Genomic DNA, 24,120 nt, shown 5'->3' on the forward strand with positions numbered 1-24,120 from the left:
TAGTGCACTGTCAGAGCCAGCTGCGCCCATCCGGCCCAGCACAACCATAGGGCGGCAACTGCCCGAAGAACCGCTCCTGCATCTTGTGACAGCCCCAGGCGCGCAGCGGCGCGGGCGCATAGCCGTTCAGCGCGATGCCGACCTCGTCATACGGGGTCTCGCCGCGCGCGACATACATGTACCATCGCACGCCGAACATGACCGCCGCCGCGACCAGCACGACACACACGACCTGAAGAATCTTCTGCATTTCCGCCCTTTTCGTGATGAAGGGCGCCCCGTTGCAGATAACATGGATTAATATCAACCACCGGAAGGCGGGCCCCGCCGGTGGCGATTCCCATCCTACAATGCGTCGAAATCGATAGCTTGTGTTCTATCAAGCGCTTGCGGCGCTTCGGGCATCGGATATTTCAGTCCGGTCGCACAATTAAAAAGTACGACGTGGTCGTCTTCGTCGACCAGACCGGTGTTCAGCGCCTGTCGATAGGCCGCGAGCGTCGCGCCGCCCTCGGGACACAGCAACAGCCCGTCCTGCTTCGCGGCGGCCTCGACCGCCTTCAAGATCGCCGGATCGCCGACCGCCAGCGCCTGGCCACCGCTCTCGCGGACCGCGCGCAGAATCAGGAAGTCGCCGACCGCCTTAGGCACGCGAATGCCCGCTGCGACGGTGCTCGCATCCTCCCAGCGCTCGGCATGCTCCTCGCCCGCCTCGAACGCGCGGACGATCGGCGCGCAGCCGCTGGCCTGCACGGCAAACATCTTGGGTCGTTCGGAGCCGATCCAGCCGAGCTGTTCGAGCTCGTCGAACGCCTTCCACATGCCGATCAGGCCGGTGCCGCCGCCGGTCGGGTAGAAGATCGCATCGGGCAGTTTCCAGCCAAACTGCGCGGCCAGTTCCAGCCCCATCGTCTTCTTGCCCTCGATTCGATAGGGCTCCTTCAGCGTCGAGAAGTCGAACCAGCGCCCCTCGGCGGCGCCCTTGCCGACGATCGCACCGCAATCGTCGATCAGCCCGTTGACGCGCCAGACGCGTGCGCCCTGCATCGCAATCTCGCGGACGTTGATCTCGGGCGTGTCGTCGGGACAGAGCACGATCGTCTCGATCCCGCAACGCGTGGCGTAGGCCGCCAGCGCCGCGCCCGCATTGCCGTTGGTCGGCATCGCGATTCTGGTGACGCCGAGCTCCTTCGCCATCGCCACCGCCATGACCAACCCGCGGGCCTTGAAGCTGCCGGTCGGGAGCCGCCCTTCGTCCTTCACGAGGACGTTGGGGCCACCGGACTTCGGGATCGGCACCAGCGGCGTCTCGATCTCGCCGAGGCTGACGATATTGGACGTCTGCCGCACGGGCAGCAGTTCGCGCCACCGCCACAGATCGGTTGGCCGCGCCTCGATCGTGTCGCGCGAAATCGCCGAGCGCACCGCGTCGAGATCGTAGCGCACGAGCAGCGGCCTGCCCGCACGCGAAAGGCCATGAAGCTGGTCCGCCTCATAGCGTTCGCCGGTGATCGAACATTCGAGATGCGTGACGAACGTCTCGCGATCGGTGGTCAGATTCTCGTTCATGGCGTCATCCCGGCGAGGCAGAAAGTTGAGCGCCGCCTCCTGCCGTTCCCCCGCGAAGGCGGGGGCCCAGGGTCACAGGCGACAGCGTTTGAAACCCTGGGCTCCCGCCCTCGCGGGAGAACACCAGCCCGACAGGCTCACCCCGCCTTGGCGACGCCCACCATCGCAGGCCGCAGCAGGCGATCCTTGATCATGTAGCCCGCCTGCATTTCCTGGACGATCGTGCCGGCCGGCTGGTCGCTCGGGATCTCCAGCATCGCCTGATGCTTGTTCGGGTCGAGCATCTGGCCCTCAGCCGCGATCTTCGTGATGCCGTGACGCTGGAACACGCTCTCCAGCTCGCGACCGGTGGCTTCGAGCCCGGTGACGAGGCCCTTCATCTTGTCGTCCGCACGCAGGTCCGCCGGGATCGCCGACAGGCCGCGGGCGAGGTTGTCGGCAACCGACAGCACGTCGCGCGCGAACGCGGTGGCGGCATAGGCGCGCGCGTCCTGCGCTTCCTTCTCGGCGCGGCGGCGGACGTTCTGCACCTCGGCCTGCGCATAGAGGACATTCTGCTTGGCCTCGGCGAGCTGGTTCTCCAGCTCGGCGACGCGATCGTTCGAGGCCACTTCGGGTGCGGCTTCGGCGGTCTCTTCGCGCAGGTCGGCAGGCGTGTTCTGATCGATATCGGACATTGTTTTCCCTATAAGTTGGGCCGGCTCAACCCATCAACCGGGCGAGCGTTGCAGCCGTGAAATCCACCATGGGCACGACGCGCGCATAGTTCAACCGCGTGGGGCCGATCACGCCCACCACGCCGACCACCCGCCCGTCCAATCCGCGGAACGGTCGCGCGATCACCGACGAGCCGGACAGGGCGAACAATTTGGTCTCCGCACCGATGAAGATCCGCGTCGAATCCCCCGCCCGCGCGCTGTCGAGCAGCGATGCGACCTCCTGCTTTCCCTCGAGGTCGTCGAGCAGGTCGCGGACCCGATCGAGATCGGCGGCGGCCGCGGCATCGATCAGGCGCCCCTGCCCGCGCACGATCAGCACCGGGCGGCGATCCGCATCCTCGCTCCACACCGCGATCCCGCCCTCGACCAGCATCCGCGCCGCACCGTCGAGCGCCGCCTGCCCGTCCGCCAGCTCGCGCTCGATCCGCAGCCGCGCCTCGGCCAGCGTCAGCCCGCCGAGCGTCGCCGACATGTAATTGCCCGCCTCGACCAGGGTCGACGGCGACATGCCCTTGGGCAGCGCGATCACGCGGTTCTCGACCGAGCCATCCTCGCTGACCAGCACCGCGAGCGCCTGATCGGGCGACAGCGCGACAAACGCGATCTGGCGCAGCGTCATCTCGCGCTTCGGCACCATCACCAGCCCCGCGCACGCCGACAGCCCCGACAGCGCGAGCGTGGTGGCGGCGAGCGCCTCCTCGACCGGACCACCGACGCCGGCGCGCGCCTCGATCGTCTGGCGCTCCTCGAACGACGGCTCCATCGCCTGCATCATCCCGTCGACGAACAGCCGCAGGCCGCGATCGGTCGGCATCCGCCCCGCGCTCGTATGCGGACTGGCGAGCAACCCCAGCCCCTCCAGCTCCCCCATCACCCCGCGAATCGAGGCGGGCGACAGGCTGAGCCCGGCCAGCTGCGCGATCGTCTTCGACCCCACCGGCGTGCCGCTAGCGAGATAGCTGTCGACGACCGCACGAAAAATATCGCGCGCGCGGTCGGTCAGTTCGGTGACGGGGGGCGTGGCCATGCGGCTGATCTAGGCTGGCGAGCCGGAATGCGAAAGGCTAGGCAGCGCTTATTGCCCACCACCCGTTCGTCCTGAGTAGGGACTGAGCGAAGTCGAAGGCCCGTATCGAAGGATGTGCCTCAAGCGGGCCGATCCTTCGATACGCCGCTTTGACGAGCTCAGCAGCTACTCAGGACGAACGGAAGAAGTTTAGGATTACATCATGCGCCCATCCGGCCGTGCCCCAGACCAGATGCGCAGCATCACGATCGAACCCCGCTTCACCAAGCATGCCGAAGGCTCCGTCCTGATCGGTTTCGGCGACACCAAGGTGCTCGTCACCGCCAGCATCGAGGAAAAGGTCCCGCCGTTCCTGCGCGGCAAGGGCGAAGGCTGGGTGACCGCCGAATACGGCATGCTCCCGCGCTCGACCAACACGCGCAACAACCGTGAGGCGGCCAAGGGCAAGCAGTCGGGCCGCACGCAGGAAATCCAGCGCCTGATCGGCCGTTCGCTCCGCGCCGTCACCGACCTTAAGCTGCTCGGCGAGCGCCAGATCGTCCTCGACTGCGACGTGCTTCAGGCCGACGGCGGCACGCGCACAGCGTCGATCTCGGGCGCCTGGGTCGCGCTGCGGCTCGCGATCGACGGGCTGCTGGACAGTGGCAAACTGACCGCCGATCCGCTGACGCAGAAGGTCGCCGCGATCAGCTGCGGCATCTATCAGGGCAATCCGGTGCTTGACCTCGACTATATCGAGGATTCGGGTGCGGACGCGGATGCGAATTTCGTCCTGCTCGAAAACGGCAACATCGCCGAGGCGCAGGCGACGGCCGAGGGCGCGACCTATGACGAGGAGGCGCTGCTCCGCCTGTTGCGGCTCGCCCGGATCGGCTGCGCGGACATCTTCGCGGCACAGGCCAAGGCTGTCGCCAAGTGAGCGGCGAAGGCAGCACCCCCCAGGCGATCCGCAAGCTCCAGCCCGGCAAGCTCGTCATCGCGAGCCACAACAAGGGCAAGGTGCGCGAGATCGCCGACCTGCTCGCAGGGCGCGGGTTCGACGTCGTGTCGGCGGCGGATCTCGATCTGCCCGAGCCGGTCGAGACCGGGACGACCTTCTTCGCCAATGCCGAGCTGAAGGCACGCTCCGCCGCCGATCTGTCGGGCTATCCCGCGCTCGCCGACGACAGCGGGCTGTGCGTCGATGCGCTGGGTGGCGATCCGGGCGTGTACACCGCCGACTGGGCGGAGACCCCGAACGGTCGCGACTGGTCGATGGCGATGCAGAAGGTCGAGGATGCGCTCGCCGCCAAGGGCCCTGACGCGACCCGCGGCGCGCATTTCGTCAGCGTGCTCGCGCTCGCCTGGCCCGACGGCCATGTCGAATGGTTCGAAGGCCGCGCCGAGGGTACGCTCATCTGGCCGCCACGCGGCAAGGTCGGCTTCGGCTATGACCCGATGTTCGTGCCGCTGGGCCATGACCAGACCTATGCGGAGCTGCCGCACGAGACGAAGAACGCGATCAGCCACCGCAATGTCGCGTTCGAACTGCTGAAGGCCGCCGTGTTCTGAAACGCCGCCGGACCGTCACCTGCGGGTGACGGTCCGGCGATCTCGGGTGCCTAGTAGCTACGCTCGCCCACGACATTGCCCGGCGGCGAATAGCGGCACACCAGATAATCGTCGCGTTCGTTGCTCGCCATCGCGCATCCCACCGCGGTCGAATTGCGCCAGACGATCTGCGTATAGTGCGCGACATCCTCATATTTGCCGGTCCGGCTGAACGCGGGCGTCACCCCGTTGATGAAATCCTTCCGTTCGGCAACCCAGTGGCCGATCATCTCGGGATAGGCATAGGCATAGCGCGTGCCGGTCCACAGATTCTCGCCCTCGTGGCCGGGCCCCTGAACCTGATGCGCATGCGCAAATTTGCGCGTGTTGGCCATTTCCTCGGCATAGGCGCGCGCGGTGGTCGCCAGCGTATCGCTCCACACCAGCGGCGGGACACCCACGGCCGCCCGCGCGGTATTGTGCCCGTCCATCATCGCCGCCTTGAGGAGCGCGGGCCCGCGCGGTGCCGGCGCCTGTGTCTCGCGCCGCTCCACGACGCGTTCCGGCCCCTGCGCGCAAGCGCCGGCGAACAACGCCGCCGCAACTGCCAGACCCAACCGAACCGTCATTGCGCTTCCTTCTGTCGCTCCGTGCGACCATATGCGCGAGATAATGCCCCCGATCGAAACGCCAAGCCCCGCCCCGCCGCCCTCGGGGGACCTCGCGCTCTACGTCCATTGGCCGTTCTGCGTGTCGAAATGCCCCTATTGCGACTTCAACAGCCATGTCCGCGAGGGCGTCGACCAGGCGGCGTGGCGCGCGGCTCTGCTCACTGACCTCGCGCACGAAGCGTCGGTCCTGCCGGGACGCAAGCTCCAGTCGATCTTCTTCGGCGGCGGCACGCCCTCGCTGATGCCGCCCGCAACGGTCGCCGCGATTCTCGACGCCGCCGAACGCGCCTGGGGGTTTGCCGAGGGGATCGAGATCACGCTCGAGGCCAATCCCTCGTCGGTCGAGGCCGCGCGCTTCGCCGACCTCGCCAGTGCGGGCGTCAACCGCGTGTCGCTGGGATTGCAGTCGCTCGACGATCAGGCGCTGAAATTTCTCGGCCGCGCGCATGACGTGAACGAGGGGCAGGCCGCGCTGGCAACCGCGCAGAGCGTCTTTCCGCGCGTGAGTTTCGACCTGATCTATGCGCTCCCCGGCCAGCGGCTTGCCGACTGGCGCGCCGAACTCGCGCGCGCGCTGAGCTTCGGGACCGAGCATCTGTCGCTCTATCAGCTTACCATCGAACCCGGCACGCGGTTCGCGACCGAGGCGCTCGCGGGGCGCATCGTCATCCCCGACGGTGACAGTGCCGCGGACCTGTTCGAGGCGACGCGCGCCGACACCGAAGCCGCCGGGCTCCCCGCCTATGAAACCTCGAACCACGCGCGACCGGGGTCGGAGAGCCGCCACAATCTCGCCTATTGGCGCTATCAGGATTATGCCGGGATCGGCCCCGGCGCGCATGGCCGCCGCGGTGGCCTGGCGACGGTGCGTCGCAAGAAGCCAGAAAACTGGCTCGCCGCGATCGAGCGCAACGGCCACGGCATGGAGGTCGAGGACCCGCTCACCCCCTCGACGCGCGCGACCGAGGCGCTGCTGATGGGGCTGCGCCTGGCCGAGGGAGTCGATCTCGACCGGATTACGCGGCTTAACGCCGGCGTGGTGCCGGTGGATCTTGCCGCGGTCGCACGGCTCGAGGATCTCGGCCTCGTCGCCCGCTCACCGGGCCGGCTGCGCGTCACCGAAGCGGGGGCGCTGCTGCTCGACGCGATCCTGCCGGAGATCGTGACGGCGTAACGCCCCCACCCATGTCATTCCCGCGGAGGCGGGAAGCCAGACTCGCTAGCCGCGCGACTCGAATCGCAACCGATCATCCGTATGGATCCCCGCCTCCGCGGGGATGACGAACGGAGTCGGCGTCAGCCGCCGAAGCCGCTCGGCGCGGGCGAGACAACAGTGGTGGTCCCCCCGCGGATTTCCTTCACCTCCAGCGCGCGCTCGGCGACATTGTCGCGGCCGAAGCGGAACGCACCGTCGATGCCCGAAAAGCCGTCGCCATCGCGCAGCCGCGACACGGGGAACGCCGTCCCCGGCTTCCAGTCGCGCGCGATCCGCACCGTCAGCAGCACCGAATCATAGCCGAGGCTCGACAGGCGGTACGGTCCGCTGCCGAAGCGTGCGCGGTATTTGGCGGCATATTGCCGGTACAGCGTATCCGACACACTCGCATACCAGGCGCCGTTCAGCGCCGGCTTGGCGGCGACGCTCGATTCGGAATTCCACAGCTCGGTGCCGAGGATCCGGGTCGATGCGCCCGCGCCGCGCTTCACCAGCGCCGCCGCCGACGCCGCGGTCGAACCGCTGTCGGCGATCAGCACGGCATCATAGGGTGCCTTCGCCGCGAGCCGCGTGACCGCGCCCGACACACCACCGGCGGTCCGGCCATAGGTCTGCAGCGACACGACCTGGCCGCCCGCCCCCTCGACCGCACGGAGGAATGCGGTCGAGGCGCGCTCCCCGTAGAGTCCGTTCGGGACAAGCCCGGCAAAGTTCGACACGCCGCGCTCGCGCGCGAAATCGACGACGCGCGAAATCGACTGGGTCGGCACATAGCCCATCAGATAGGCGCCGTTGCCGGCCACCCCGAGATCGTTCGAGAAGCTCAGCACCGGCACGCCCGCCGCGCGCGCGATCGGCGCGACCGTCCGCACGTCGTCGGACAGCAGCGGCCCCAGGATCAGCTGCGCGCCTTCTGCGATCGCGCGCTGGGCCGCGGCCGCGGCACCCGTCGCGGTATCGTAATTGGTGATCCGCACGCGCTGGTTCTGCGTGTCGAGCAGCGCCATCATCGTCGCATTGGCGATCGACGTGCCGACCCCCGCATTGCTTCCCGACAGCGGCACGAGCAGCGCGACGCGGTTGCGCTCGGCATCGCGCGGGATGCCGGTTTCGACCCCGATCGTCGGCGTGTCGGTAGGACGGGTGGTCGGGCGCTGCTGCGACGGCTCGACGGGACCGCGCGGGACGATCGTCTGGCACGCGCCCAGCAGGCAGGCCAGCGTGAGTGCCGCCGAGCGCCCAAACGCGCGCATCCGGTGCCGGGCCGATTGCCCTATCGTCGCTGCGTCTGCCATGACAATCCCCATGAACCCTGAAACTCCACTGAACCCCGGCCTTTACATCGTCGCGACGCCGATCGGCAATCTCGGTGATCTGTCGCCGCGTGCCGCCGACATCCTCGCGCGTGCCGACGTCGTCGCGGTCGAGGACAGCCGTGTCACCGCCGGTCTGCTCCGCCATGTCGGGACCAAGACGCCGATGGTCCCCTATCATGATCACAGCGCCGAGGGCGTCCGCCCCGCGCTGATCGCGCGGATGGCGACCGAGGCGGTGGCGCTGGTGTCCGACGCGGGCACCCCGCTGATTTCCGATCCCGGATTCAAGCTGGTGCGCGACGCGCGCGCGGCGGGACATCTCGTGGTGACGATCCCCGGCCCCTGCGCCGCGGTCGCCGCGCTCACGCTGGCGGGCCTGCCGACCGATCGCTTCCTGTTCGTCGGCTTCCTGCCGTCCAAGGCGCATGCCCGGTCGGAGGCGATCGCCGAGATCGCGACGATCCGCGCGACGCTGGTGCTCTACGAATCGGGTCCGCGTCTCGGTGCCAGCCTTGCCGCGCTCGCCGAAGGACTCGGCGACCGTGAGGCAGCGGTCACACGTGAAATCACCAAACGGTTCGAGGAGGCGGTGACCGGCACGCTGACGACCCTCGCCAGCCGCTACGCCGACGCGCCGCCGCGCGGCGAGATCGTCATCGTCATCGCGCCCCCCGGCGACGCCCCCCCGGCCAGCGCGGAGGACGCCGACACGGCGCTTGCCGACGCGCTGACGCGCCTCTCCACGGGCCAGGCCGCGAGCGAGGTCGCCAAGGCGCTCGGCCTAGACCGCAAGACGCTCTACGCCCGCGCGCTCGAATTGAAGGCGACGGGGTGACCCTCCCCGCCCCGCGCCCCTCCCGCAGACGGACGGCGAGCACCGCCGATAGACAAGTCGCGGAAGCTGCGGGGCGGCGCGGGGAACGGCTGGCCGGCTGGTGGCTGCGACTGAAGGGCTGGAGCATCCTCGACCGTCGCGTGCGGACGCCGGCGGGCGAGGTGGACATCGTCGCGCGCAAGGGGACGCTGGTCGCGTTCGTCGAGGTGAAGACGCGCGCGACCGCCGCCGAACTCGACTTCGCGATCGACGAGCGGCGGCTCGCGCGGGTCGCCGCGGCGGCAGAGTTTTTGATGCCGCGCTATGCCGGGCCCGGCGACGATATTCGCGTCGACGTCATCCTGCTCGCCCCCGGCACACGCCCCCGCCATATCGAGAATGCCTGGATCGGATAGGAGGTGACTCGGCTCGCCCTTTTTCCGTCATCCTGACGAAAGTCAGGACCCAGGGTTACTATGGGCGTCCCTGTTTGGCTCTGGGTCCTGACTTTCGTCAGGATGACGGAGGGGGAGTGACGGATGGATGGTGACTGGGTGACTGGGTGACTTGCGGCCCGCGCGCACCTACATGCGCTCGACCGCATAGAAGGAAGACGCATGAGCCTCACCGTCGCCGTCCAGATGGACCCGCTCGACAGCATCAATATCGCGGGCGATTCGACCTTCGCGCTGATGCTCTCCGCACAGGAGCGCGGACACCGGCTGTTCCATTATGCCGCGGAGGATCTCAACTACCGCGACGGCCGGGTCTGGGCGAAGGCGCACCCCGTCACCGTGCAGCGCGTTACCGGCGATCATTTCAGCGTCGGCGAGCCCGTGAACCTCGATCTCGGCGACGAGGCCGACGTCGTGCTCATGCGGCAGGACCCGCCCTTCGATCTCGGCTACATCACCGCGACGCATCTGCTCGAGCGGATCGGCGGCAAGACGCTGGTCGTCAACGACCCCGCACAGGTCCGCAACGCACCCGAAAAGGTGTTCGTGCTCGACTATCCGCAGTTCATGCCGCCGACGCTCGTCACGCGCAGTCTCGACGAGGCGCGCGCCTTCCTGGCCGAGCACGGCGCGATCGTGATCAAGCCGCTCCACGGCAATGGCGGCAAAGCGATCTTCAAGGTCGAATTGGACGGTGCCAACCTGTCCGCGCTGATCGAGGTGTTCAACATGACGTGGCGCGAGCCGCACATGGTCCAGGCGTTCCTTCCCGACGTGGCCAAGGGCGACAAGCGCATCGTGCTGGTCGACGGCGAAGTCGCCGGCGCGATCAACCGCCTGCCGGGTGAGGGCGAGATCCGCTCCAACCTCGCGGTCGGCGGCTCGGCGGAAAAGACCGAGCTGACCCCGACCGAGCGCGAGATCTGCGCGGTCCTCGGGCCTGAACTCAAGAAGCGCGGGCTGCTGTTCGTCGGCATCGACGTGATCGGCGGCAAGTGGCTGACCGAGATCAACGTGACCTCGCCCACCGGCATCGTCGCGATCGAGCGGTTCGACGGCACCGACGTCTCCGCGATGATCTGGGACGCGATCGAGGCGAAGGTCGCGGCGCGGTAGGAAAACCACCATCCTGGCTCAGGCCGGGATGGTGCGACCATACTGTCGAGGGAACACATGCGGCCCCCCGGAAGTATCGGTTAGCCATGACCGAATTCATCATCAACCTGATCGCCTGGGGCGGCTATTTCGGCATCTTCCTGCTGATGGCGCTCGAGAATATTGTGCCCCCCGTGCCGTCCGAGGTGATCATGGGGCTCGGCGGCATTGCCGTCGCGCGCGGCCATATGGCGGTCGTGCCGCTGATCGTCGCGGGCACGGTCGGATCGGTCGCGGGCAATTACTTCTGGTATTATATCGGCCGGAACATCGGCTACGAGCGCTTCCGCCCGTTCGTCGAGCGGCATGGCCGCTGGCTGACGATCGAATGGTCGGATATCGAGAAGGTCCACCGCTTCTTCGTGAAGCGCGGCGGCTGGGTGATCTTCGTCTTCCGCTTCATGCCGACCTTCCGGACGATCATCTCGCTCCCGGCCGGCATGACGTACATGCCGTTGTGGAAGTTCGTGATCTGGACCGCTGCGGGCAGCGCGATCTGGAACACCGTGCTCGCCTATGCCGGCATCCTGCTCGGCTCGCGGTTCCAGCAGCTCGACCGCTATGTCGGCCCTGTCTCGGTCGCGACGTTCGTCATCATCGCGCTGGCCTATGGCTGGCGCGTGCTGACATGGAAGCCGAAAGGCTGACCCTGCGCTACGCCCGCGGATGCGCGTTGCGGTACACGTCCATCAGATGCGCGGCGTCGACCTGCGTATAGATCTGCGTCGAACTGAGGCTCGCATGGCCGAGCAGCTCCTGCAGCGCGCGCAGGTCCGCCCCGCGTCCCAGCAGATGCGTCGCAAAACTGTGGCGCAGTGCGTGCGGCGTCGTCCGCTCGCCAAGCCCGAGCCGCCCGCGTGCCCCGCGGACCGCGCGGCGCACGATCGCGGGGGCGAGCGGGCCACCCTTCGCGCCCCGGAACAGCGGCTCCCCCGGCACCAGCGCCCAGGGGCACGTTGCGACATAGGCCTCGACCGCGGTCCGGACCTGCGGCAACAGCGGCACGATCCGCGTCTTGGCGCGCTTGCCGGTTACCGACAGCGTCTCGCCGAGCGGCAGGATCGCCGGCGTCAGCAGCAGCGCCTCACCGATTCGCAGCCCCGCGCCGTACAGCAGCATCAGCACCGCCCAGTCGCGCGCGCCGATCCACGGCTCGGCAGCGTCGTCGGCGACCTCCCCGGCCAGCGCCACCGCTTCGGCCGGCGAGATCGGGCGCGGCACGCCGCGCTGGACCCGCGGCCCCTTCAGCCGCGGCGGTTCGGCATCCGCATTCGCCCAAGCGAGGAAACCGCGCACCGCGGACAGCTCGCGCGCCGCCGATGCATTCCCCAGCCCCTGCCCGCGCCGATAGGCCAGATAGGCGCGAAGATCCGCCGTGCTCGTCCGACCCAGCGCCGCGCGGTCGACCGCCCCCGCCCAGTGCCCGACGAGGAACGCCGTCAACCGCTCGGCGACTGCGCGATAGGCGCGCACCGTGTGCACCGACCGCATCCGGTCCCGCGCCAGATGCGTCGCCCAAAGCATCGACGGGGGAAGCGTGTCGGGTGAGGTCATTCCTGCATGCTAGAGCGTTTGAACGACAAAGAAAATTAACTAACGCAGGCCTATTCGAAGACATGTCGCTCCCCGAGTCCGCCCCTCGCGAAATGCCCGGATCACCATCGCGTTTTGCCTCGGCCGACGAGGAACGCCGGGTGGCGACGCTCAACGCGCTCGCGCTGCTCGATACCGAACCGGAACGCGAATTCGACGCGCTCGTCGCGCTGGCAGCCGAAATGCTCGACTGCCCCAGCGCGATGATGACGCTGATCGATCGCGACCGGTTGTGGATCAAGGCCGCCAATGACGGCGAACGCGGCGAGATCGCGCGCGACGTGACCATGTGCAACGTCACCATCCAGGGATCGGCGCCGCTGGTTGTGGAGGACCTGTCGGGCGATTCGCGGTTCGCCGCCAATCCGCTGGTTGCCGCCTCCGACGGGGTGCGATTCTATGCCGGTGCCCCGATCCATGCGATCGACGACGACGGACGACGTCATCCGATCGGCGCGCTGTGCGTGCTCGACACCCATCCGCGCAGCCTGAACGCGGCAGGGCGGAAAGCACTCGTGCATCTCGCCACGCTTGCCGAGGCGGCGATCGCCGCGCGGACCGCAGCGCTCCAGGCGCTCGCGATCGCGGTGACCGCGGATCGCCAGTCGTCCGTTCTCGCTCGCCAGGACCGCATCTTCCGCCAAGCCGAGCGGATGGCGGCGATCGGATCGTGGCGGGTGCTGTGGCCCGACGGTCCGCTCGAATGGTCCGACGGCGTTTTCCGGATCCACGAGCTGCCGCTGGGCGCGCAACCCGACCCGTCCAAGGCGATCGATCACTATCCCCCCCATGCCCGCGAACAGATTGCGCAGGCGCTCACCGACGTCATCCGGACCGGTGTCCCGATCGATCTCGAACTCGACTTCACCACGGCACTGGGCAATCCACGACGTGTGCGCGTGCAGGGCGAGCTCGAACATGCGGCCCAGCGCAATGTGGACGGTCCCGTCGCGATCGTCGGCATCTTCCAGGACGTGACCGATCGTCACGCGCTCGAACTCACGCTGCGACGCACGGCCGAAACCGATGCGCTCACCAGCCTCGCCAACCGGGCCGCGTTTGACCGGGCGCTCGACGCGGCCATCACGCGCGCGCGTACAGCGGCATCGCCGTTGCTGCTCGCGCTGGTCGATCTCGACGGGTTCAAGGCGATCAACGACACGCTTGGCCATAACGCGGGCGACGACGTGCTACGCGGCGTTGGCCAGATCCTGCAGGCGCCATGGCTCCGCGGCAGCTTGGCCGCGCGGCTTGGCGGGGATGAATTCGCGGTAATCGTCGACGACCCCGCGCTGGTCGGTGCACCCGACGAGATCGTCAGCCGGCTGCAGGAGGCGTTGCAGGTGCCGGTCTCGGTCGACGGCCTGGCGATGATCAGCGCGGGCACCGTCGGCATCGCCGCGCTCGAACCCGATTGCCAGACGGTCCGCGATTTCGTCCACCGCGTCGACATCGTCCTCTACCGCGCCAAGCGCGAACGGATAGGCGAACGGCGCCGCGCCGCCTGATCGGGTTCACCCCGATGGGCGCCGCGACGACGACCACACGCCGCTAAAAGGTTTCCGTCGAGTCGATCTGCCCCCATATGCGTCGGCCATGTCGTCGCGCGCCCGTGTCCTGATCCTCAACGCCGCCCTCGGGCCGCTCGACTATCGCGTGCCCGCGGGTATGGACGTCGCGCCCGGCTCGATCGTCGTCGCGCCGCTCGGCCCGCGCCAGCTGCTCGGCGTGGTGTGGGAGGCGGAGCGGATGCCGTCGGATGCGGAGGTCGGCGACAACCGCCTGCGCAATCTGCTCGCGGTCGCGGACGTGCCGCCGCTCGGCGCGCCGCTGCGCCGGCTGATCGAATGGACCGCCGATTATTATCTGGCCCCCCCCGCCTCGGTGCTGCGGATGTCGCTCGCCTCGACTTCCGCGCTCGAGGGCGCGCGCACAGCGACCGAATATCGCGCGACCGGCACGATCCCCCCGCGCCTGACGCCGCAACGCGAACAGGCGCTCGAACGGATCGGCGATCGCCAGGGCCTGATCCGCGAACTGGCGCAGCTCGCCGAGGTGAGCGACGCGGTTATTCGCGGTCTCGTCAAGGTCGGCGGGATCGAGGCGGTCGAGGTGGATATCGACAGCCCCTACCCTGTCCCCGACCCGCTGCATCACGTCCCCTTGCTGTCGCCCGATCAGCGCGCAGCGGCGGACTCGCTCGTCAAAGGCGTCGCCGACCACATCTTCACGCCGACATTGCTCGACGGCGTGACCGGTTCAGGCAAGACCGAGGTCTATTTCGAGGCGGTCGCGCAGGCGATCCGCGACGGCCGCCAGACGCTGGTGCTGCTGCCCGAGATCGCATTGACCGAGCCCTTCCTCAAGCGTTTCCACGACCGGTTCGGCTGCGAGCCGATCGCGTGGCATTCGGGGCTGCGGTCCACGCAGCGACGCCGCGCCTGGCGTGCGATCGCGAGCGGCGAGGCGCTGGTGACGGTCGGTGCACGCTCCGCGCTGTTCCTGCCCTATCGCGATCTCGGCCTGATCGTCGTCGACGAGGCGCACGAGACCAGCTTCAAGCAGGAGGAAGGCGTGCATTATCATGCGCGCGACGTCGCGGTGATGCGCGGCAAGTTCGAGGGATGCCCGGTCATCCTCGCCTCCGCCACGCCCGCGATTGAGACCCGCCAGCAGGTCGCGACCGGCCGTTATGCCGAACTGAAGCTGCCCGGCCGGTTCGGCGTGGCGGAGATGCCGACGATCGAACCGATCGACCTGATCAAGGAGCCGCCCGAGCGCGGTCGCTGGCTCGCCCCGCGACTGGTCCAGGCGATGCAGGCGACGCTGGAGAAGCGCGAACAGGCGCTGCTGTTCCTCAACCGCCGCGGCTATGCGCCGCTGACGCTGTGCCGCACCTGCGGGCACCGGTTCCAGTGCCCGAACTGCACCGCATGGATGGTCGAGCACCGGCTGACGCGGCGGCTCGCCTGCCATCATTGCGGCCATGCCGAGCCGACCCCGCGCGTCTGTCCCGAATGCCAGGGCGAGGATACGCTCGTCGCCTGCGGTCCCGGCGTCGAGCGGATCGCGGACGAGGTCGCCGCGCTGTTTCCCGAGGCGAAGACCGCCGTCGTCACCTCCGACACGATCTGGTCCCCCGCCAAGGCAGCCGAATTCGTCGACCGGATGGAGGCGGGCGATATCGACATCGTCGTCGGCACGCAGCTGGTGACCAAGGGCTATCACTTCCCCAATCTGACGCTGGTCGGCGTGGTCGATGCGGATCTGGGGCTCGACGGCGGCGACCTGCGCGCGGCTGAGCGCACCTTCCAGCAGATCCGCCAGGTGTCGGGGCGTGCCGGTCGTGGCGAAAAGCCCGGCCATGTCTTCATCCAGACGCACAGCCCCGCCGCGCAGGTGATGCAGGCGCTGATCACCGGCGACGCCGACGCCTTTTATGCGGCCGAGACCGAGGCGCGCAAGGATGCGGGCGCCCCGCCCTTCGGTCGTTATGCCGCGATCGTCGTCTCGTCCGAGGATCAGCGGTGCGCGCACGACACCGCCAATCTCGTCGGGCGAAGCGCGCCGCAGGTCGAGGGGATGCATGTCTACGGCCCCGCGCCCGCGCCGCTCGCGATGCTGCGCGGCCGGCACCGCTACCGCCTGCTCGTCCATGCGAAGCGCGCGCTCGACGTGCAGGACGTCATCCGTGCATGGCTCGGCACGCTCGACTGGCCGTCCAAGGTGCGCGTCACCGTCGACGTCGATCCCTATAATTTTCTCTGATACGACAGCAACCGACGCTTAACCGCTAGCACGCTATCCAGGCTCAATGTCGGCGCAGCGTGTCACCCCGATCCAATGGTTGCGCGCGCTCGCCGCGACGATGGTCGTTGCCGCGCATGCAGCGAACCTGGTCAATGCGGGTCCGGTCCGGATCACCGGCGCGTTCATCCCGTCGGTGCCCAATCTCGCCGTGGTCGGCATCAGCGGCGTCGATCTCTTCTTCGTTATCAGCGGCTTCGTCATGGCGCAGTCGCTCGCGACCGCACCACGCGATCCCTGGGGTTTTCTCGTCCAGCGCTGGCGCCGCATCGTCCCGCTCTTCGCGCTCGCCAGCATCGCCTATATCCTCGTCGCGACCGAGCCGCAGCCGGTCGAGGCGATGCTGATGTCGATCACCGTCCTCCCGCTGCTTGATGGCGCTAGTTATCATCAGCCTTCGCTCTATGTCGGCTGGACGCTGGGCTTCGAATTTGCCTTCTACGCGCTCGTCGCACTCGCGATGACCGCCCGCCACCACAGGACCCGGTGGCTGCTGGTCGCGACGCTCACCGTTGCGCTGCTCGGCTGCATCGTCCAGCCCGGCTGGGCGCCGGCGCGGCTCCTCTTCAATCCGATGCAGCTGGAATTCGCCTTTGGCCTGCTCGTCTGGATCGCCTGGCGACGCGGGATCGCCACACCGGTCGCGGCCATCGCCATGGTCTCGGGGATCGCGCTGCTCGCCATCGGCATCGCCTTCGGGCTAGGTCCTGCGGTCTCGGGCGATGTCCAGGCGGCGGTCGCCGGCACCTCCGGTCTCGCACGCAGCTGGACCTGGGGGCTGCCCTGGGCGCTCGTCCTGCTCGGGGTGATCGACACGCCGGGTGGCGGCCGGTTCGACCGGATCGTCGCGCGGATCGGCGACGCCTCCTATTCGACCTACCTCGTCCACCCCTGCCTGATCGCGCTGCTGTGGCGCATCGGCGGGGTGTTGCCGAACTGTCCGGCGAGTGTCTTCGTCGCGCTCTTCGTGATGCTGTCGACGGTCGCGGGGCTCATCGTCCACCGCTGGATCGAACGGCCGCTGCTGCGGATCCTTGCCCGGCAGCGCAAGGCCCCAGCGGCGGCGCCGGTCGCTACCGACGCGGCGCTCGCCTGAGGCGGTTTACTCGCCCGCCTGCTCGGCGAGGATGGTCAGGCCCTTGGCGTTGACCTCGGCGAAACCACCGCGGATCGCGATCGTCTCGGGCGTGCCGTTCTGCGTCCGATGCACCTGTACGCTCCCGTCACGGACGGTCGACATGAACGGCGCATGGCCTTCCAGCACGCCGAAGTCGCCTTCGGTGCCGGGGACGACGACCATATAGACCTCCTCCGACCGGACGAGCTTTTCTGGCGTGACGAGTTCGAAATGCAGCATGTCTATCTTCTCACTCCCCTCCCGCATGCGGGAGGGGCCGGGGGTGGGCTCGCGCTATCGGCCTCGCGCGACGTGGAGAGCGGGTGCCCACCCCCCAGCCCCCTCCCGCAAGCGGGAGGGGGAGTCAGGTTGGCTTACGCCTCCGCAGCCATCTTCTCGGCCTTGGCGACCGCTTCGTCGATGCCGCCGACCATGTAGAAGGCGCTCTCGGGCAGGTGATCATATTCGCCCTCGACGACCGCCTTGAACGAGCGGACGGTGTCCTCGAGCTGAACGAACTTGCCGCTGATGCCGGTGAAGACCTCGGCGACGTGGAACGGCTGGCTCAGGAACTTCTGGATCTTGCGCGCACGCTGCACGGTGAGCTTATCCTCTTCGCTCAGCTCGTCCATGCCGAGAATCGCGATGATGTCCTGCAGCGACTTGTACTTCTGCAGCGTCGACTGGACCGCACGCGCGGTGTCGTAATGCTCCTGGCCGACAACGCGCGGCTCGAGCAGACGCGAAGTCGAATCGAGCGGATCGACTGCCGGGTAGATGCCCAGCTCCGAGATCGCACGGTTGAGGTTGGTCGTCGCATCGAGATGCGCGAACGACGTCGCTGGTGCCGGATCGGTAAGATCGTCCGCGGGAACGTACACGGCCTGCACCGAGGTGATCGACCCCTTGTTGGTCGAGGTGATGCGCTCCTGCAGCGCGCCCATGTCGGTCGACAGCGTCGGCTGATAGCCCACGGCCGACGGAATGCGGCCGAGCAGTGCCGAAACCTCTGCGCCCGCCTGCGTGAAGCGGAAGATGTTGTCGACGAAGAACAGCACGTCCTGGCCTTCGACGTCGCGGAAATATTCGGCGATCGTCAGACCCGAGAGAGCGACGCGTGCGCGTGCGCCCGGCGGCTCGTTCATCTGGCCGAATACCAGCGCGACCTTCGAGCCTTCCGACTGCGGATTGCCGTCGGCATCCTTGGCGATGACGCCTGCGTCGAGGAACTCGTGGTACAGATCGTTACCCTCGCGGGTACGCTCGCCGACGCCAGCGAACACCGAGGTGCCGCCATGGCCCTTGGCGATGTTGTTGATCAGTTCCTGGATCAGCACGGTCTTGCCGACGCCGGCGCCGCCGAACAGGCCGATCTTGCCGCCCTTTGCATAGGGTGCGAGCAGATCGATGACCTTGATGCCGGTGACCAGGATCGCGCTCTCGGTCGACTGGTCGACGAACAAAGGCGCCGATGCGTGGATCGGGGCGGTCTGCTCTGCGCCGACGGGGCCACGCTCGTCGATCGGCTCGCCGATGACGTTGAGGATGCGTCCGAGCGTCTTCGGGCCGACGGGCACGCGGATCTGCGAGCCGGTGTCGGTGACGGTCTGGCCGCGGGTCAGACCCTCGGTCGCGTCCATCGCGATCGTGCGGACGGTGTTCTCGCCGAGATGCTGCGCGACTTCGAGGACGAGCCGGTTGCCGTTGTTATCGGTTTCGAGCGCCGACAGAATCGCGGGCAGGTTGTCGGGAAAATGCACGTCGACGACCGCGCCGATCACCTGCGAGATGCGACCCGTGTTGTTCGTTGCCGCCACTGGGGCGATGGTCTCTGGGGCGGTTGCCATTATCTGCTTCCTTGGGCTTACTTGAGCGCTTCGGCGCCCGAGATGATTTCGACCAGCTCGGTCGTGATCGCGGCTTGGCGTGTACGGTTATACTGGATCGAGAGGCGTGTGATCATGTCGCCCGCGTTGCGCGTGGCGTTGTCCATCGCGTTCATGCGGCTGCCCTGCTCCGACGCCGCGTTTTCGAGCAGCGCGCGGAAGATCTGGATCGCGACGTTGCGCGGCAGCAGATCGGCGAGGATCGCTTCCTCGTCGGGCTCATACTCGACCACAGCTTCCGCAGGTGCGTTCGGCTTGGCCTCGGCACCGGGGATGGTCGAAAGCGGCACGGGGACGATCTGGATGCCGGTCGGCACCTGCACCAGCGCCGAGACGAACTTGGCGTAGAACAGATGCGCGACGTCGAACTGACCCTCGCCGAAGCGCTTGATCAGGTCTTCGGAGATCGCCTGCGCGTCGCTGAACGCGAGCTTCTTGATCCCGCCCATCTCGTGATCGGCGAGAATGTCGTTCGGGAAGAAACGCTTGATCACGCGCCCCTTCTTGCCGGCGACATAGAATTTCACGGTCTTGCCGGCCGCGATCAGCTCCTCGGCCTTGCGGCGTGCCGCGCGGACGATGTTGGTGTTGAACGCACCGGCCAGACCACGCTCCGACGTCGCGATGACGATCAGATGGACCTGGTCCTTGCCGGTCCCGGCCAGCAGCGGCGATGCGCCCGGCGCGATACCGACGCGCCCGGCAAGGCTCGCCATCACCGCTTCGAGCCGCTCGGCATAGGGCCGGCCGGCAACCGCCGCGTCCTGCGCACGGCGCAGTTTCGCAGCGGCGACCATCTTCATCGCCTTGGTGATCTTCTGCGTCGACTTCACCGAGCCGATACGGATCTTGAGTGCCTTGAGGCTCGCCATCTACGTCCCTTTGTTCCCCCGCGACGGCGGAGGCCCAGCCTGCCCCCGCGTCAGCGGGGGCATGTTCTACTTATGCAAACGTCTTGGCGAACGCCTCGAGCGCTGCCTTCAGCTTGTCCTTCGCCTCGTTACCCAGATCGCGGGTATCGCGGATCAGCTTCAGCACATCGGCGTGGTTCGCGCGCATGTCGGCCAGCAGTGCCTGTTCGTAACGGGTCACGTCGGCGACGGGCACCTTGTCGAGGAAACCGCTGGTGCCGGCGAAGATCGACACGGTCTGCTCTTCGAACGGCAGCGGCGAGAACTGCGCCTGCTTGAGCAGCTCGGTCAGACGCGCACCGCGGTTGAGCAGCTTCTGCGTCGACGCATCGAGATCCGACCCGAACTGCGCGAACGCCGCCATCTCGCGGTACTGTGCGAGCTCGAGCTTGATCGAGCCCGACACCTTCTTCATCGCCTTGGTCTGTGCGGCCGAGCCGACGCGGCTGACCGAGAGACCGACGTTGATCGCCGGGCGCACGCCCGAGAAGAACAGGTCGGTTTCGAGGAAGATCTGGCCGTCGGTGATCGAGATCACGTTGGTCGGGATGTACGCCGAAACGTCGCCCGCCTGGGTCTCGATGATCGGCAGCGCGGTCAGCGAGCCGCCGCCATTCGCGTCCGACATCTTGGCCGCACGCTCGAGCAGACGGCTGTGGAGATAGAACACGTCGCCGGGATAGGCTTCACGGCCCGGCGGACGACGCAGAAGCAGCGACATCTGGCGGTAGGCGACCGCCTGCTTCGACAGATCGTCGTAGCAGATGAGTGCGTGCATGCCACGATCGCGGAAATACTCGCCCATCGCGACGCCGGTATAGGGCGCGAGATACTGGAGCGGTGCGGGGTCCGACGCGGTGGCTGCGACGACGATGGAATATTCCATCGCGCCATTCTCTTCGAGCGTCTTGACGAGCTGCGCGACCGTCGAGCGCTTCTGGCCGATCGCGACATAGACGCAATACAGCTTCTTCGACTCGTCGTCGCCCGCGTTCGCGGTCTTCTGGTTGATGAACGCGTCGATCGCGACGGCCGACTTGCCGGTCTGGCGATCGCCGATGATCAGCTCGCGCTGGCCCCGGCCGACGGGAACGAGTGCGTCGATCGCCTTGAGACCGGTCTGGACCGGCTCGCTGACCGACTGGCGCGGAATGATGCCCGGTGCCTTGACCTCGACGCGGCTGCGCTCGGTCGTGTGGATCGGGCCCTTGCCGTCGATCGGGTTGCCGAGACCATCGACCACGCGGCCGAGCAGCTCCTTGCCGATCGGCACGTCGACGATCGTGCCGGTGCGCTTGACGATGTCGCCTTCCTTGATCTCCGAGTCAGACCCGAAGATCACGACGCCGACATTGTCGGCCTCGAGGTTGAGCGCCATGCCCTGCACGCCGTTCGAGAATTCGACCATCTCGCCGGCCTGGACGTTGTCGAGGCCGAAGATGCGCGCGATGCCGTCGCCGACGCTCAGCACCTGGCCGGTCTCGCTGACCTGGGCCTCGGTGCCAAAATTGGCGATCTGATCCTTGATGATCTTCGAGATTTCTGCGGCGCGGATATCCATGGTCAGCCTTTCATCGCCTGCGCGAGCGTGTTCAAACGGGTGCGGATCGACGAATCGATCATCTGGCTGCCGACGCGGACGACGAGTCCGCCCAGCAGCGATGGGTCGACGTTGAGGTCGACGGAAACTTCACGGCCGACCCGCTGGCGGAGCTGATGCTTCAGCTCGATCACCTGCTCTTCGGACAGCGGATGCGCAGAGGTCACTTCGGCTGCGATCTCGCCGCGATGCTGCGCAGCAAGCGTGCGATAGGCCTTGATGATCTTGGCCAACGCGCCGAGCCGGTGGTTCTCGGCCAGTACGCCCAGGAAGTTCTTCGTGGTCGCATCGACGCCAAGCTCGTCGGCGACGGCGGAGATCGCCTTCACCGCCGCGCCGCGCGATACCATCGGGCTCGTCGTGAGGTCGCGGAGCGTGTCGGACTGCGCAAGCGCGTCGCGCACGGTCGACAGGCTCTGCTCGACCGCGTCGATCGTCTTGGCGTCACGCGCCAGTTCGAACAGGGCGAGCGCATAACGCCCACCTAAGCTCGCCTGGATAGCGCCGCCGCCGTTACCGGGAAGTGTCTCCACGGACCTGTCAATCCTCGTCTGAAACCGAATGTCGCCGTCCCACAAGGGAAGAGGGCGCGAAAGCACCTCTACCGGGACGCGGCGCGGGTAGCATCGGGTTCCACCATTGGCAAGCCGGGCGGGCGGAGGAGACGACTGGTTTGTGACTGTTTTGTCATCGGTAGATGGTTGGAGGGCCCCACCTCTCCCTCATCGTCATACCCGCGCAGGCAGGGATCCATATCCTCCGGACCCAGCGCATTCATCGCAGGGCCTGCCGCTATGGGTTCCCGCCTCCGCGGGAATGACGATAATGGTCGGAACAGGATCACATGACAAGGAATCGGAATGACCGGCACGATGGAAACGATGACCATGTCCGACGGCGCGACGATCGCGGTCTATCATGCGCAGCCGACGGGAGACCGTCGCGGCGGCCTCGTCCTCGTGCAGGAGATCTTCGGCGTCACCGACCATATCCGCGATCTGTGCGACGAATATGCCGCCGATGGCTATGAAGTGCTGGCCCCCGCCTTGTTCGACCGCGAGCATCCGGGCTTCGAGGCGGACTATTCGGGCGATGGCCTCGCCCGCGGGATCGAGCTTGCGCGGCAGCTCCATCCCTTCGAACTGTCGCTGACCGACGTCCAGACCTGCATCGACTCGCTCGCCCCCGCCGGGCCCGTGTTCGTCGTCGGCTATTGCTATGGGGGATCGGTCGCGTGGTTCGCCGCGACCCGCCTCACCGGCGTGGCCGCCGCGAGCGGCTATTATGGCAGCATGATCCCGGCGGCGGCGGACGAAGAGCCCAAGGTTCCCGTCATCCTCCATTTCGGTCGCCACGATCACGGCATCCCGATGGCGGGCGTCGAGCAGGTGATCGCCAGGGACTGGCCGAACGCGACGGTCCATGTCTACGAGGCGGGCCACGGCTTCAACTCGGATCGCCGCAAGGATTATCACGAGCCGAGCGCCGATCTTGCAAAGGCACGCACGCTTGCGCTGTTCCACGCGAACGGCGGCTGAGAAGCGCGGGCGTCTGCTCCCCGGTTTGACCGCAAGCCGCGGGATGCAGCGCCCCAGTCGACGCGCTACACCCTGCCCATGACGCACACCGCCCCAGATCCGGACACCGCCTGGACCGCCTTTGCCACCCGGGACCGGGCGTGGGACGGTCGGTTCATCGTCGCGGTGAGGACCACCGGCATCTATTGCAAGCCAAGCTGTCCGGCCCGTCATCCCAGACGCGAGAATGTCGTCTTCCTTGATGACCCGGCCAGCGCCCGGGCGGCCGGGTTCCGGGCCTGCCTTCGCTGCACCCCGGACTCCGTGGGCCGCGACCGGATAGCGGTCGCCGCCGCCGTCGCCCTGCTCGAGGCTACGGACCACCGCCTTTCGCTCGACCAGCTCGCGGCGCAGGCGGGCTATGCGCCGCATCATTTCCACCGGCTGTTCAAGCGCGCGACCGGGGTCACGCCGGCCGCCTATGCCCGCGGCCTGCGCAGCGCACGCGCCGCCGACGCGCTGACCCGGGAGGCGCACGTCGCCGCCGCGATCTACGATGCGGGCTATGCCGCGCCGAGTCGCTTCTACGCCGGCGCCGCGTCGCGCATGGGGATGCCGCCAAGCGTCTGGGCGCGCGGCGGCGACGGGGTCCGGATCCGCTGGACGGTCGTCGCGACCAGCCTCGGGCCGCTACTGATCGCCGCGACCGATACGGGGCTGTGCCGCGTGGCGTTCGACGAGGACGCGGCCGCCCTCGTCGAACGCTTCCCCCGGGCGATCGTCACGCCCGGCGATACGGCACTCGCCGAGCTCGCCGCGCGCGTTGTCGCCAGCGTCGAATCACCCGACCGCCAGCACGATCTGCCGCTCGACATCCGCGGCACCGCGTTCCAGGAGGCGGTCTGGCAGGCACTTGCCCGCATCCCCCCGGGCGAGACGCGCACCTATACGCAACTCGCCGCTGCCGCCGGCACCCCGGCCGCGGTCCGTGCGGTGGGCAGTGCCTGTGGCGCCAATCCGATCGCCATCCTCATCCCCTGCCACCGCGCGCTTCGCACCGACGGGACACTTGGCGGCTATGCCTATGGCCTCGATCGCAAACGTGCGCTGCTGGCGAAAGAGGCGCCGCGCCAATCCATCCTGTCGCCAGCACATTCAGGCGATCCCCAAACGTCGAGAACGTGACGATGGTCGGGGTGCAGGGCCAATCGCACCGC

At 67.8% G+C, this 24,120-nt stretch carries 24 protein-coding genes; 12 read left to right on the forward strand and 12 right to left on the reverse strand.

Features of this window, described 5'->3' with window-relative positions:
• Nucleotides 1–10: 10 nt before the first annotated feature.
• The 4 genes from J3A66_RS06570 to hrcA all read right to left on the reverse strand — a co-directional run bounded on the left by J3A66_RS06570 (nt 11) and on the right by hrcA (nt 3,315).
• Complete coding sequence (locus tag J3A66_RS06570) at nt 11–250, reverse strand: hypothetical protein (protein WP_209567841.1); 240 nt, start codon at nt 248–250, stop codon at nt 11–13.
• Between the two features lie 95 nt (nt 251–345).
• Nucleotides 346–1,569 (reverse strand): threonine synthase, encoded by a 1,224-nt coding sequence (locus J3A66_RS06575; RefSeq protein ID WP_209567844.1) that lies wholly within the window; start codon nt 1,567–1,569, stop codon nt 346–348.
• Between the two features lie 137 nt (nt 1,570–1,706).
• Nucleotides 1,707–2,246 carry a nucleotide exchange factor GrpE gene (grpE, locus tag J3A66_RS06580; RefSeq protein WP_031394645.1) on the reverse strand — a complete coding sequence of 180 codons (540 nt, stop codon included), beginning with the start codon at nt 2,244–2,246 and terminating at the stop codon, nt 1,707–1,709.
• A gap of 25 nt (nt 2,247–2,271) precedes the next feature.
• Nucleotides 2,272–3,315: a heat-inducible transcriptional repressor HrcA gene (hrcA, locus tag J3A66_RS06585; RefSeq protein ID WP_031441504.1), complete on the reverse strand. Its 1,044-nt coding sequence runs from the start codon at nt 3,313–3,315 to the stop codon at nt 2,272–2,274.
• 202 nt (nt 3,316–3,517) lie between these two features.
• On the opposite strand from hrcA, the gene rph reads away from it, so the two are divergent.
• Together rph and rdgB are read left to right on the forward strand one after the other, a co-directional pair.
• Entirely contained in the window at nt 3,518–4,234 is a 717-nt protein-coding gene (rph, locus tag J3A66_RS06590) for a ribonuclease PH (RefSeq protein WP_031441505.1), read from the forward strand.
• Nucleotides 4,231–4,866, forward strand: coding sequence for an RdgB/HAM1 family non-canonical purine NTP pyrophosphatase (rdgB, locus tag J3A66_RS06595; protein ID WP_209567845.1), 636 nt, complete (start codon nt 4,231–4,233; stop codon nt 4,864–4,866). Before rph ends, rdgB begins: the two co-directional genes overlap by 4 nt.
• 50 nt (nt 4,867–4,916) lie before the next feature.
• Here the strand turns inward: rdgB and J3A66_RS06600 are convergent, their stop codons facing one another.
• The gene (locus J3A66_RS06600; protein WP_209567847.1) at nt 4,917–5,474 is read right to left on the reverse strand and encodes a CAP domain-containing protein; all 558 of its coding nucleotides are present in this window, start codon (nt 5,472–5,474) and stop codon (nt 4,917–4,919) included.
• 43 nt (nt 5,475–5,517) lie between these two features.
• Between J3A66_RS06600 and hemW the strand changes: the two genes are divergently transcribed.
• The gene (gene hemW / locus J3A66_RS06605) at nt 5,518–6,690 is read left to right on the forward strand and encodes a radical SAM family heme chaperone HemW (protein ID WP_209567849.1); all 1,173 of its coding nucleotides are present in this window, start codon (nt 5,518–5,520) and stop codon (nt 6,688–6,690) included.
• Between the two features lie 122 nt (nt 6,691–6,812).
• Here the strand turns inward: hemW and J3A66_RS06610 are convergent, their stop codons facing one another.
• Nucleotides 6,813–8,027, reverse strand: coding sequence for a penicillin-binding protein activator (locus J3A66_RS06610; protein WP_209567851.1), 1,215 nt, complete (start codon nt 8,025–8,027; stop codon nt 6,813–6,815).
• 10 nt (nt 8,028–8,037) lie between these two features.
• On the opposite strand from J3A66_RS06610, the gene rsmI reads away from it, so the two are divergent.
• From rsmI to J3A66_RS06630, 4 genes are all read left to right on the forward strand, one after another.
• Nucleotides 8,038–8,883, forward strand: coding sequence for a 16S rRNA (cytidine(1402)-2'-O)-methyltransferase (rsmI, locus tag J3A66_RS06615; RefSeq protein ID WP_245336719.1), 846 nt, complete (start codon nt 8,038–8,040; stop codon nt 8,881–8,883).
• Nucleotides 8,880–9,278: a YraN family protein gene (locus J3A66_RS06620; RefSeq protein WP_052149316.1), complete on the forward strand. Its 399-nt coding sequence runs from the start codon at nt 8,880–8,882 to the stop codon at nt 9,276–9,278. The genes rsmI and J3A66_RS06620 overlap by 4 nt, the downstream gene beginning before the upstream one ends.
• Nucleotides 9,279–9,479: 201 nt before the next feature.
• Complete coding sequence (gshB, locus tag J3A66_RS06625) at nt 9,480–10,433, forward strand: glutathione synthase (protein ID WP_209567855.1); 954 nt, start codon at nt 9,480–9,482, stop codon at nt 10,431–10,433.
• Between the two features lie 86 nt (nt 10,434–10,519).
• On the forward strand, nt 10,520–11,119 hold the full coding sequence (locus J3A66_RS06630) for a DedA family protein (protein WP_031441513.1): 600 nt from the start codon (nt 10,520–10,522) through the stop codon (nt 11,117–11,119).
• A gap of 7 nt (nt 11,120–11,126) precedes the next feature.
• Here the strand turns inward: J3A66_RS06630 and J3A66_RS06635 are convergent, their stop codons facing one another.
• Entirely contained in the window at nt 11,127–12,026 is a 900-nt protein-coding gene (locus J3A66_RS06635) for a tyrosine recombinase XerC (RefSeq protein ID WP_244654786.1), read from the reverse strand.
• 140 nt (nt 12,027–12,166) lie between these two features.
• Between J3A66_RS06635 and J3A66_RS06640 the strand changes: the two genes are divergently transcribed.
• The 3 genes from J3A66_RS06640 (at nt 12,167) to J3A66_RS06650 (ending at nt 16,968) form a co-directional block, all read left to right on the forward strand.
• On the forward strand, nt 12,167–13,573 hold the full coding sequence (locus J3A66_RS06640; RefSeq protein WP_348634007.1) for a sensor domain-containing diguanylate cyclase: 1,407 nt from the start codon (nt 12,167–12,169) through the stop codon (nt 13,571–13,573).
• 88 nt (nt 13,574–13,661) lie between these two features.
• Nucleotides 13,662–15,833, forward strand: coding sequence for a primosomal protein N' (locus tag J3A66_RS06645; protein WP_209567859.1), 2,172 nt, complete (start codon nt 13,662–13,664; stop codon nt 15,831–15,833).
• Between the two features lie 46 nt (nt 15,834–15,879).
• On the forward strand, nt 15,880–16,968 hold the full coding sequence (locus J3A66_RS06650; RefSeq protein ID WP_209567861.1) for an acyltransferase: 1,089 nt from the start codon (nt 15,880–15,882) through the stop codon (nt 16,966–16,968).
• Nucleotides 16,969–16,974: 6 nt separating this feature from the next.
• Here J3A66_RS06650 and J3A66_RS06655 read toward each other — a convergent pair whose 3' ends face one another.
• The 5 genes from J3A66_RS06655 to J3A66_RS06675 form a co-directional block, all read right to left on the reverse strand.
• Nucleotides 16,975–17,229 (reverse strand): ATP synthase F1 subunit epsilon, encoded by a 255-nt coding sequence (locus tag J3A66_RS06655; protein ID WP_037530474.1) that lies wholly within the window; start codon nt 17,227–17,229, stop codon nt 16,975–16,977.
• A 134-nt stretch (nt 17,230–17,363) separates the two neighbouring features.
• The gene (gene atpD, locus J3A66_RS06660) at nt 17,364–18,836 is read right to left on the reverse strand and encodes a F0F1 ATP synthase subunit beta (RefSeq protein WP_037530472.1); all 1,473 of its coding nucleotides are present in this window, start codon (nt 18,834–18,836) and stop codon (nt 17,364–17,366) included.
• A 17-nt stretch (nt 18,837–18,853) separates the two neighbouring features.
• On the reverse strand, nt 18,854–19,747 hold the full coding sequence (locus tag J3A66_RS06665) for a F0F1 ATP synthase subunit gamma (protein WP_056405313.1): 894 nt from the start codon (nt 19,745–19,747) through the stop codon (nt 18,854–18,856).
• A gap of 70 nt (nt 19,748–19,817) precedes the next feature.
• Nucleotides 19,818–21,347 (reverse strand): F0F1 ATP synthase subunit alpha, encoded by a 1,530-nt coding sequence (atpA, locus tag J3A66_RS06670; protein ID WP_031394432.1) that lies wholly within the window; start codon nt 21,345–21,347, stop codon nt 19,818–19,820.
• A gap of 2 nt (nt 21,348–21,349) precedes the next feature.
• Nucleotides 21,350–21,919: a F0F1 ATP synthase subunit delta gene (locus tag J3A66_RS06675; RefSeq protein WP_031394433.1), complete on the reverse strand. Its 570-nt coding sequence runs from the start codon at nt 21,917–21,919 to the stop codon at nt 21,350–21,352.
• A 327-nt stretch (nt 21,920–22,246) separates the two neighbouring features.
• Here J3A66_RS06675 and J3A66_RS06680 point away from each other — a divergent pair, with 327 nt between their 5' ends.
• Nucleotides 22,247–22,924 carry a dienelactone hydrolase family protein gene (locus J3A66_RS06680; protein ID WP_209567864.1) on the forward strand — a complete coding sequence of 226 codons (678 nt, stop codon included), beginning with the start codon at nt 22,247–22,249 and terminating at the stop codon, nt 22,922–22,924.
• Nucleotides 22,925–23,002: 78 nt separating this feature from the next.
• A complete protein-coding gene (gene ada, locus J3A66_RS06685) occupies nt 23,003–24,088 on the forward strand; it encodes a bifunctional DNA-binding transcriptional regulator/O6-methylguanine-DNA methyltransferase Ada (RefSeq protein ID WP_209567866.1) in 1,086 nt (361 codons plus the stop codon).
• Nucleotides 24,089–24,120: the final 32 nt, after the last annotated feature.

It is taken from the genome of Sphingomonas sp. PvP018 (genome assembly GCF_017876865.1).
In the GTDB taxonomy this organism is placed as follows: domain Bacteria; phylum Pseudomonadota; class Alphaproteobacteria; order Sphingomonadales; family Sphingomonadaceae; genus Sphingomonas; species Sphingomonas aerolata.

Bases quoted from the DNA above. Each gene is read 5' to 3' on its own strand.
- J3A66_RS06570 (WP_209567841.1), bottom strand. From the start codon at position 250: ATGCAGAAGATTCTTCAGGTCGTGTGTGTCGTGCTGGTCGCGGCGGCG.
- J3A66_RS06575 (WP_209567844.1), bottom strand. From the start codon at position 1,569: ATGAACGAGAATCTGACCACCGATCGCGAGACGTTCGTCACGCATCTC.
- grpE (WP_031394645.1), bottom strand. From the start codon at position 2,246: ATGTCCGATATCGATCAGAACACGCCTGCCGACCTGCGCGAAGAGACC.
- hrcA (WP_031441504.1), bottom strand. From the start codon at position 3,315: ATGGCCACGCCCCCCGTCACCGAACTGACCGACCGCGCGCGCGATATT.
- rph (WP_031441505.1), top strand. From the start codon at position 3,518: ATGCGCCCATCCGGCCGTGCCCCAGACCAGATGCGCAGCATCACGATC.
- J3A66_RS06600 (WP_209567847.1), bottom strand. From the start codon at position 5,474: ATGACGGTTCGGTTGGGTCTGGCAGTTGCGGCGGCGTTGTTCGCCGGC.
- hemW (WP_209567849.1), top strand. From the start codon at position 5,518: ATGCCCCCGATCGAAACGCCAAGCCCCGCCCCGCCGCCCTCGGGGGAC.
- J3A66_RS06610 (WP_209567851.1), bottom strand. From the start codon at position 8,027: ATGGCAGACGCAGCGACGATAGGGCAATCGGCCCGGCACCGGATGCGC.
- rsmI (WP_245336719.1), top strand. From the start codon at position 8,038: ATGAACCCTGAAACTCCACTGAACCCCGGCCTTTACATCGTCGCGACG.
- gshB (WP_209567855.1), top strand. From the start codon at position 9,480: ATGAGCCTCACCGTCGCCGTCCAGATGGACCCGCTCGACAGCATCAAT.
- J3A66_RS06630 (WP_031441513.1), top strand. From the start codon at position 10,520: ATGACCGAATTCATCATCAACCTGATCGCCTGGGGCGGCTATTTCGGC.
- J3A66_RS06635 (WP_244654786.1), bottom strand. From the start codon at position 12,026: ATGACCTCACCCGACACGCTTCCCCCGTCGATGCTTTGGGCGACGCAT.
- J3A66_RS06645 (WP_209567859.1), top strand. From the start codon at position 13,662: ATGTCGTCGCGCGCCCGTGTCCTGATCCTCAACGCCGCCCTCGGGCCG.
- J3A66_RS06650 (WP_209567861.1), top strand. From the start codon at position 15,880: ATGTCGGCGCAGCGTGTCACCCCGATCCAATGGTTGCGCGCGCTCGCC.
- J3A66_RS06655 (WP_037530474.1), bottom strand. From the start codon at position 17,229: ATGCTGCATTTCGAACTCGTCACGCCAGAAAAGCTCGTCCGGTCGGAG.
- atpD (WP_037530472.1), bottom strand. From the start codon at position 18,836: ATGGCAACCGCCCCAGAGACCATCGCCCCAGTGGCGGCAACGAACAAC.
- J3A66_RS06665 (WP_056405313.1), bottom strand. From the start codon at position 19,747: ATGGCGAGCCTCAAGGCACTCAAGATCCGTATCGGCTCGGTGAAGTCG.
- atpA (WP_031394432.1), bottom strand. From the start codon at position 21,347: ATGGATATCCGCGCCGCAGAAATCTCGAAGATCATCAAGGATCAGATC.
- J3A66_RS06680 (WP_209567864.1), top strand. From the start codon at position 22,247: ATGACCGGCACGATGGAAACGATGACCATGTCCGACGGCGCGACGATC.
- ada (WP_209567866.1), top strand. From the start codon at position 23,003: ATGACGCACACCGCCCCAGATCCGGACACCGCCTGGACCGCCTTTGCC.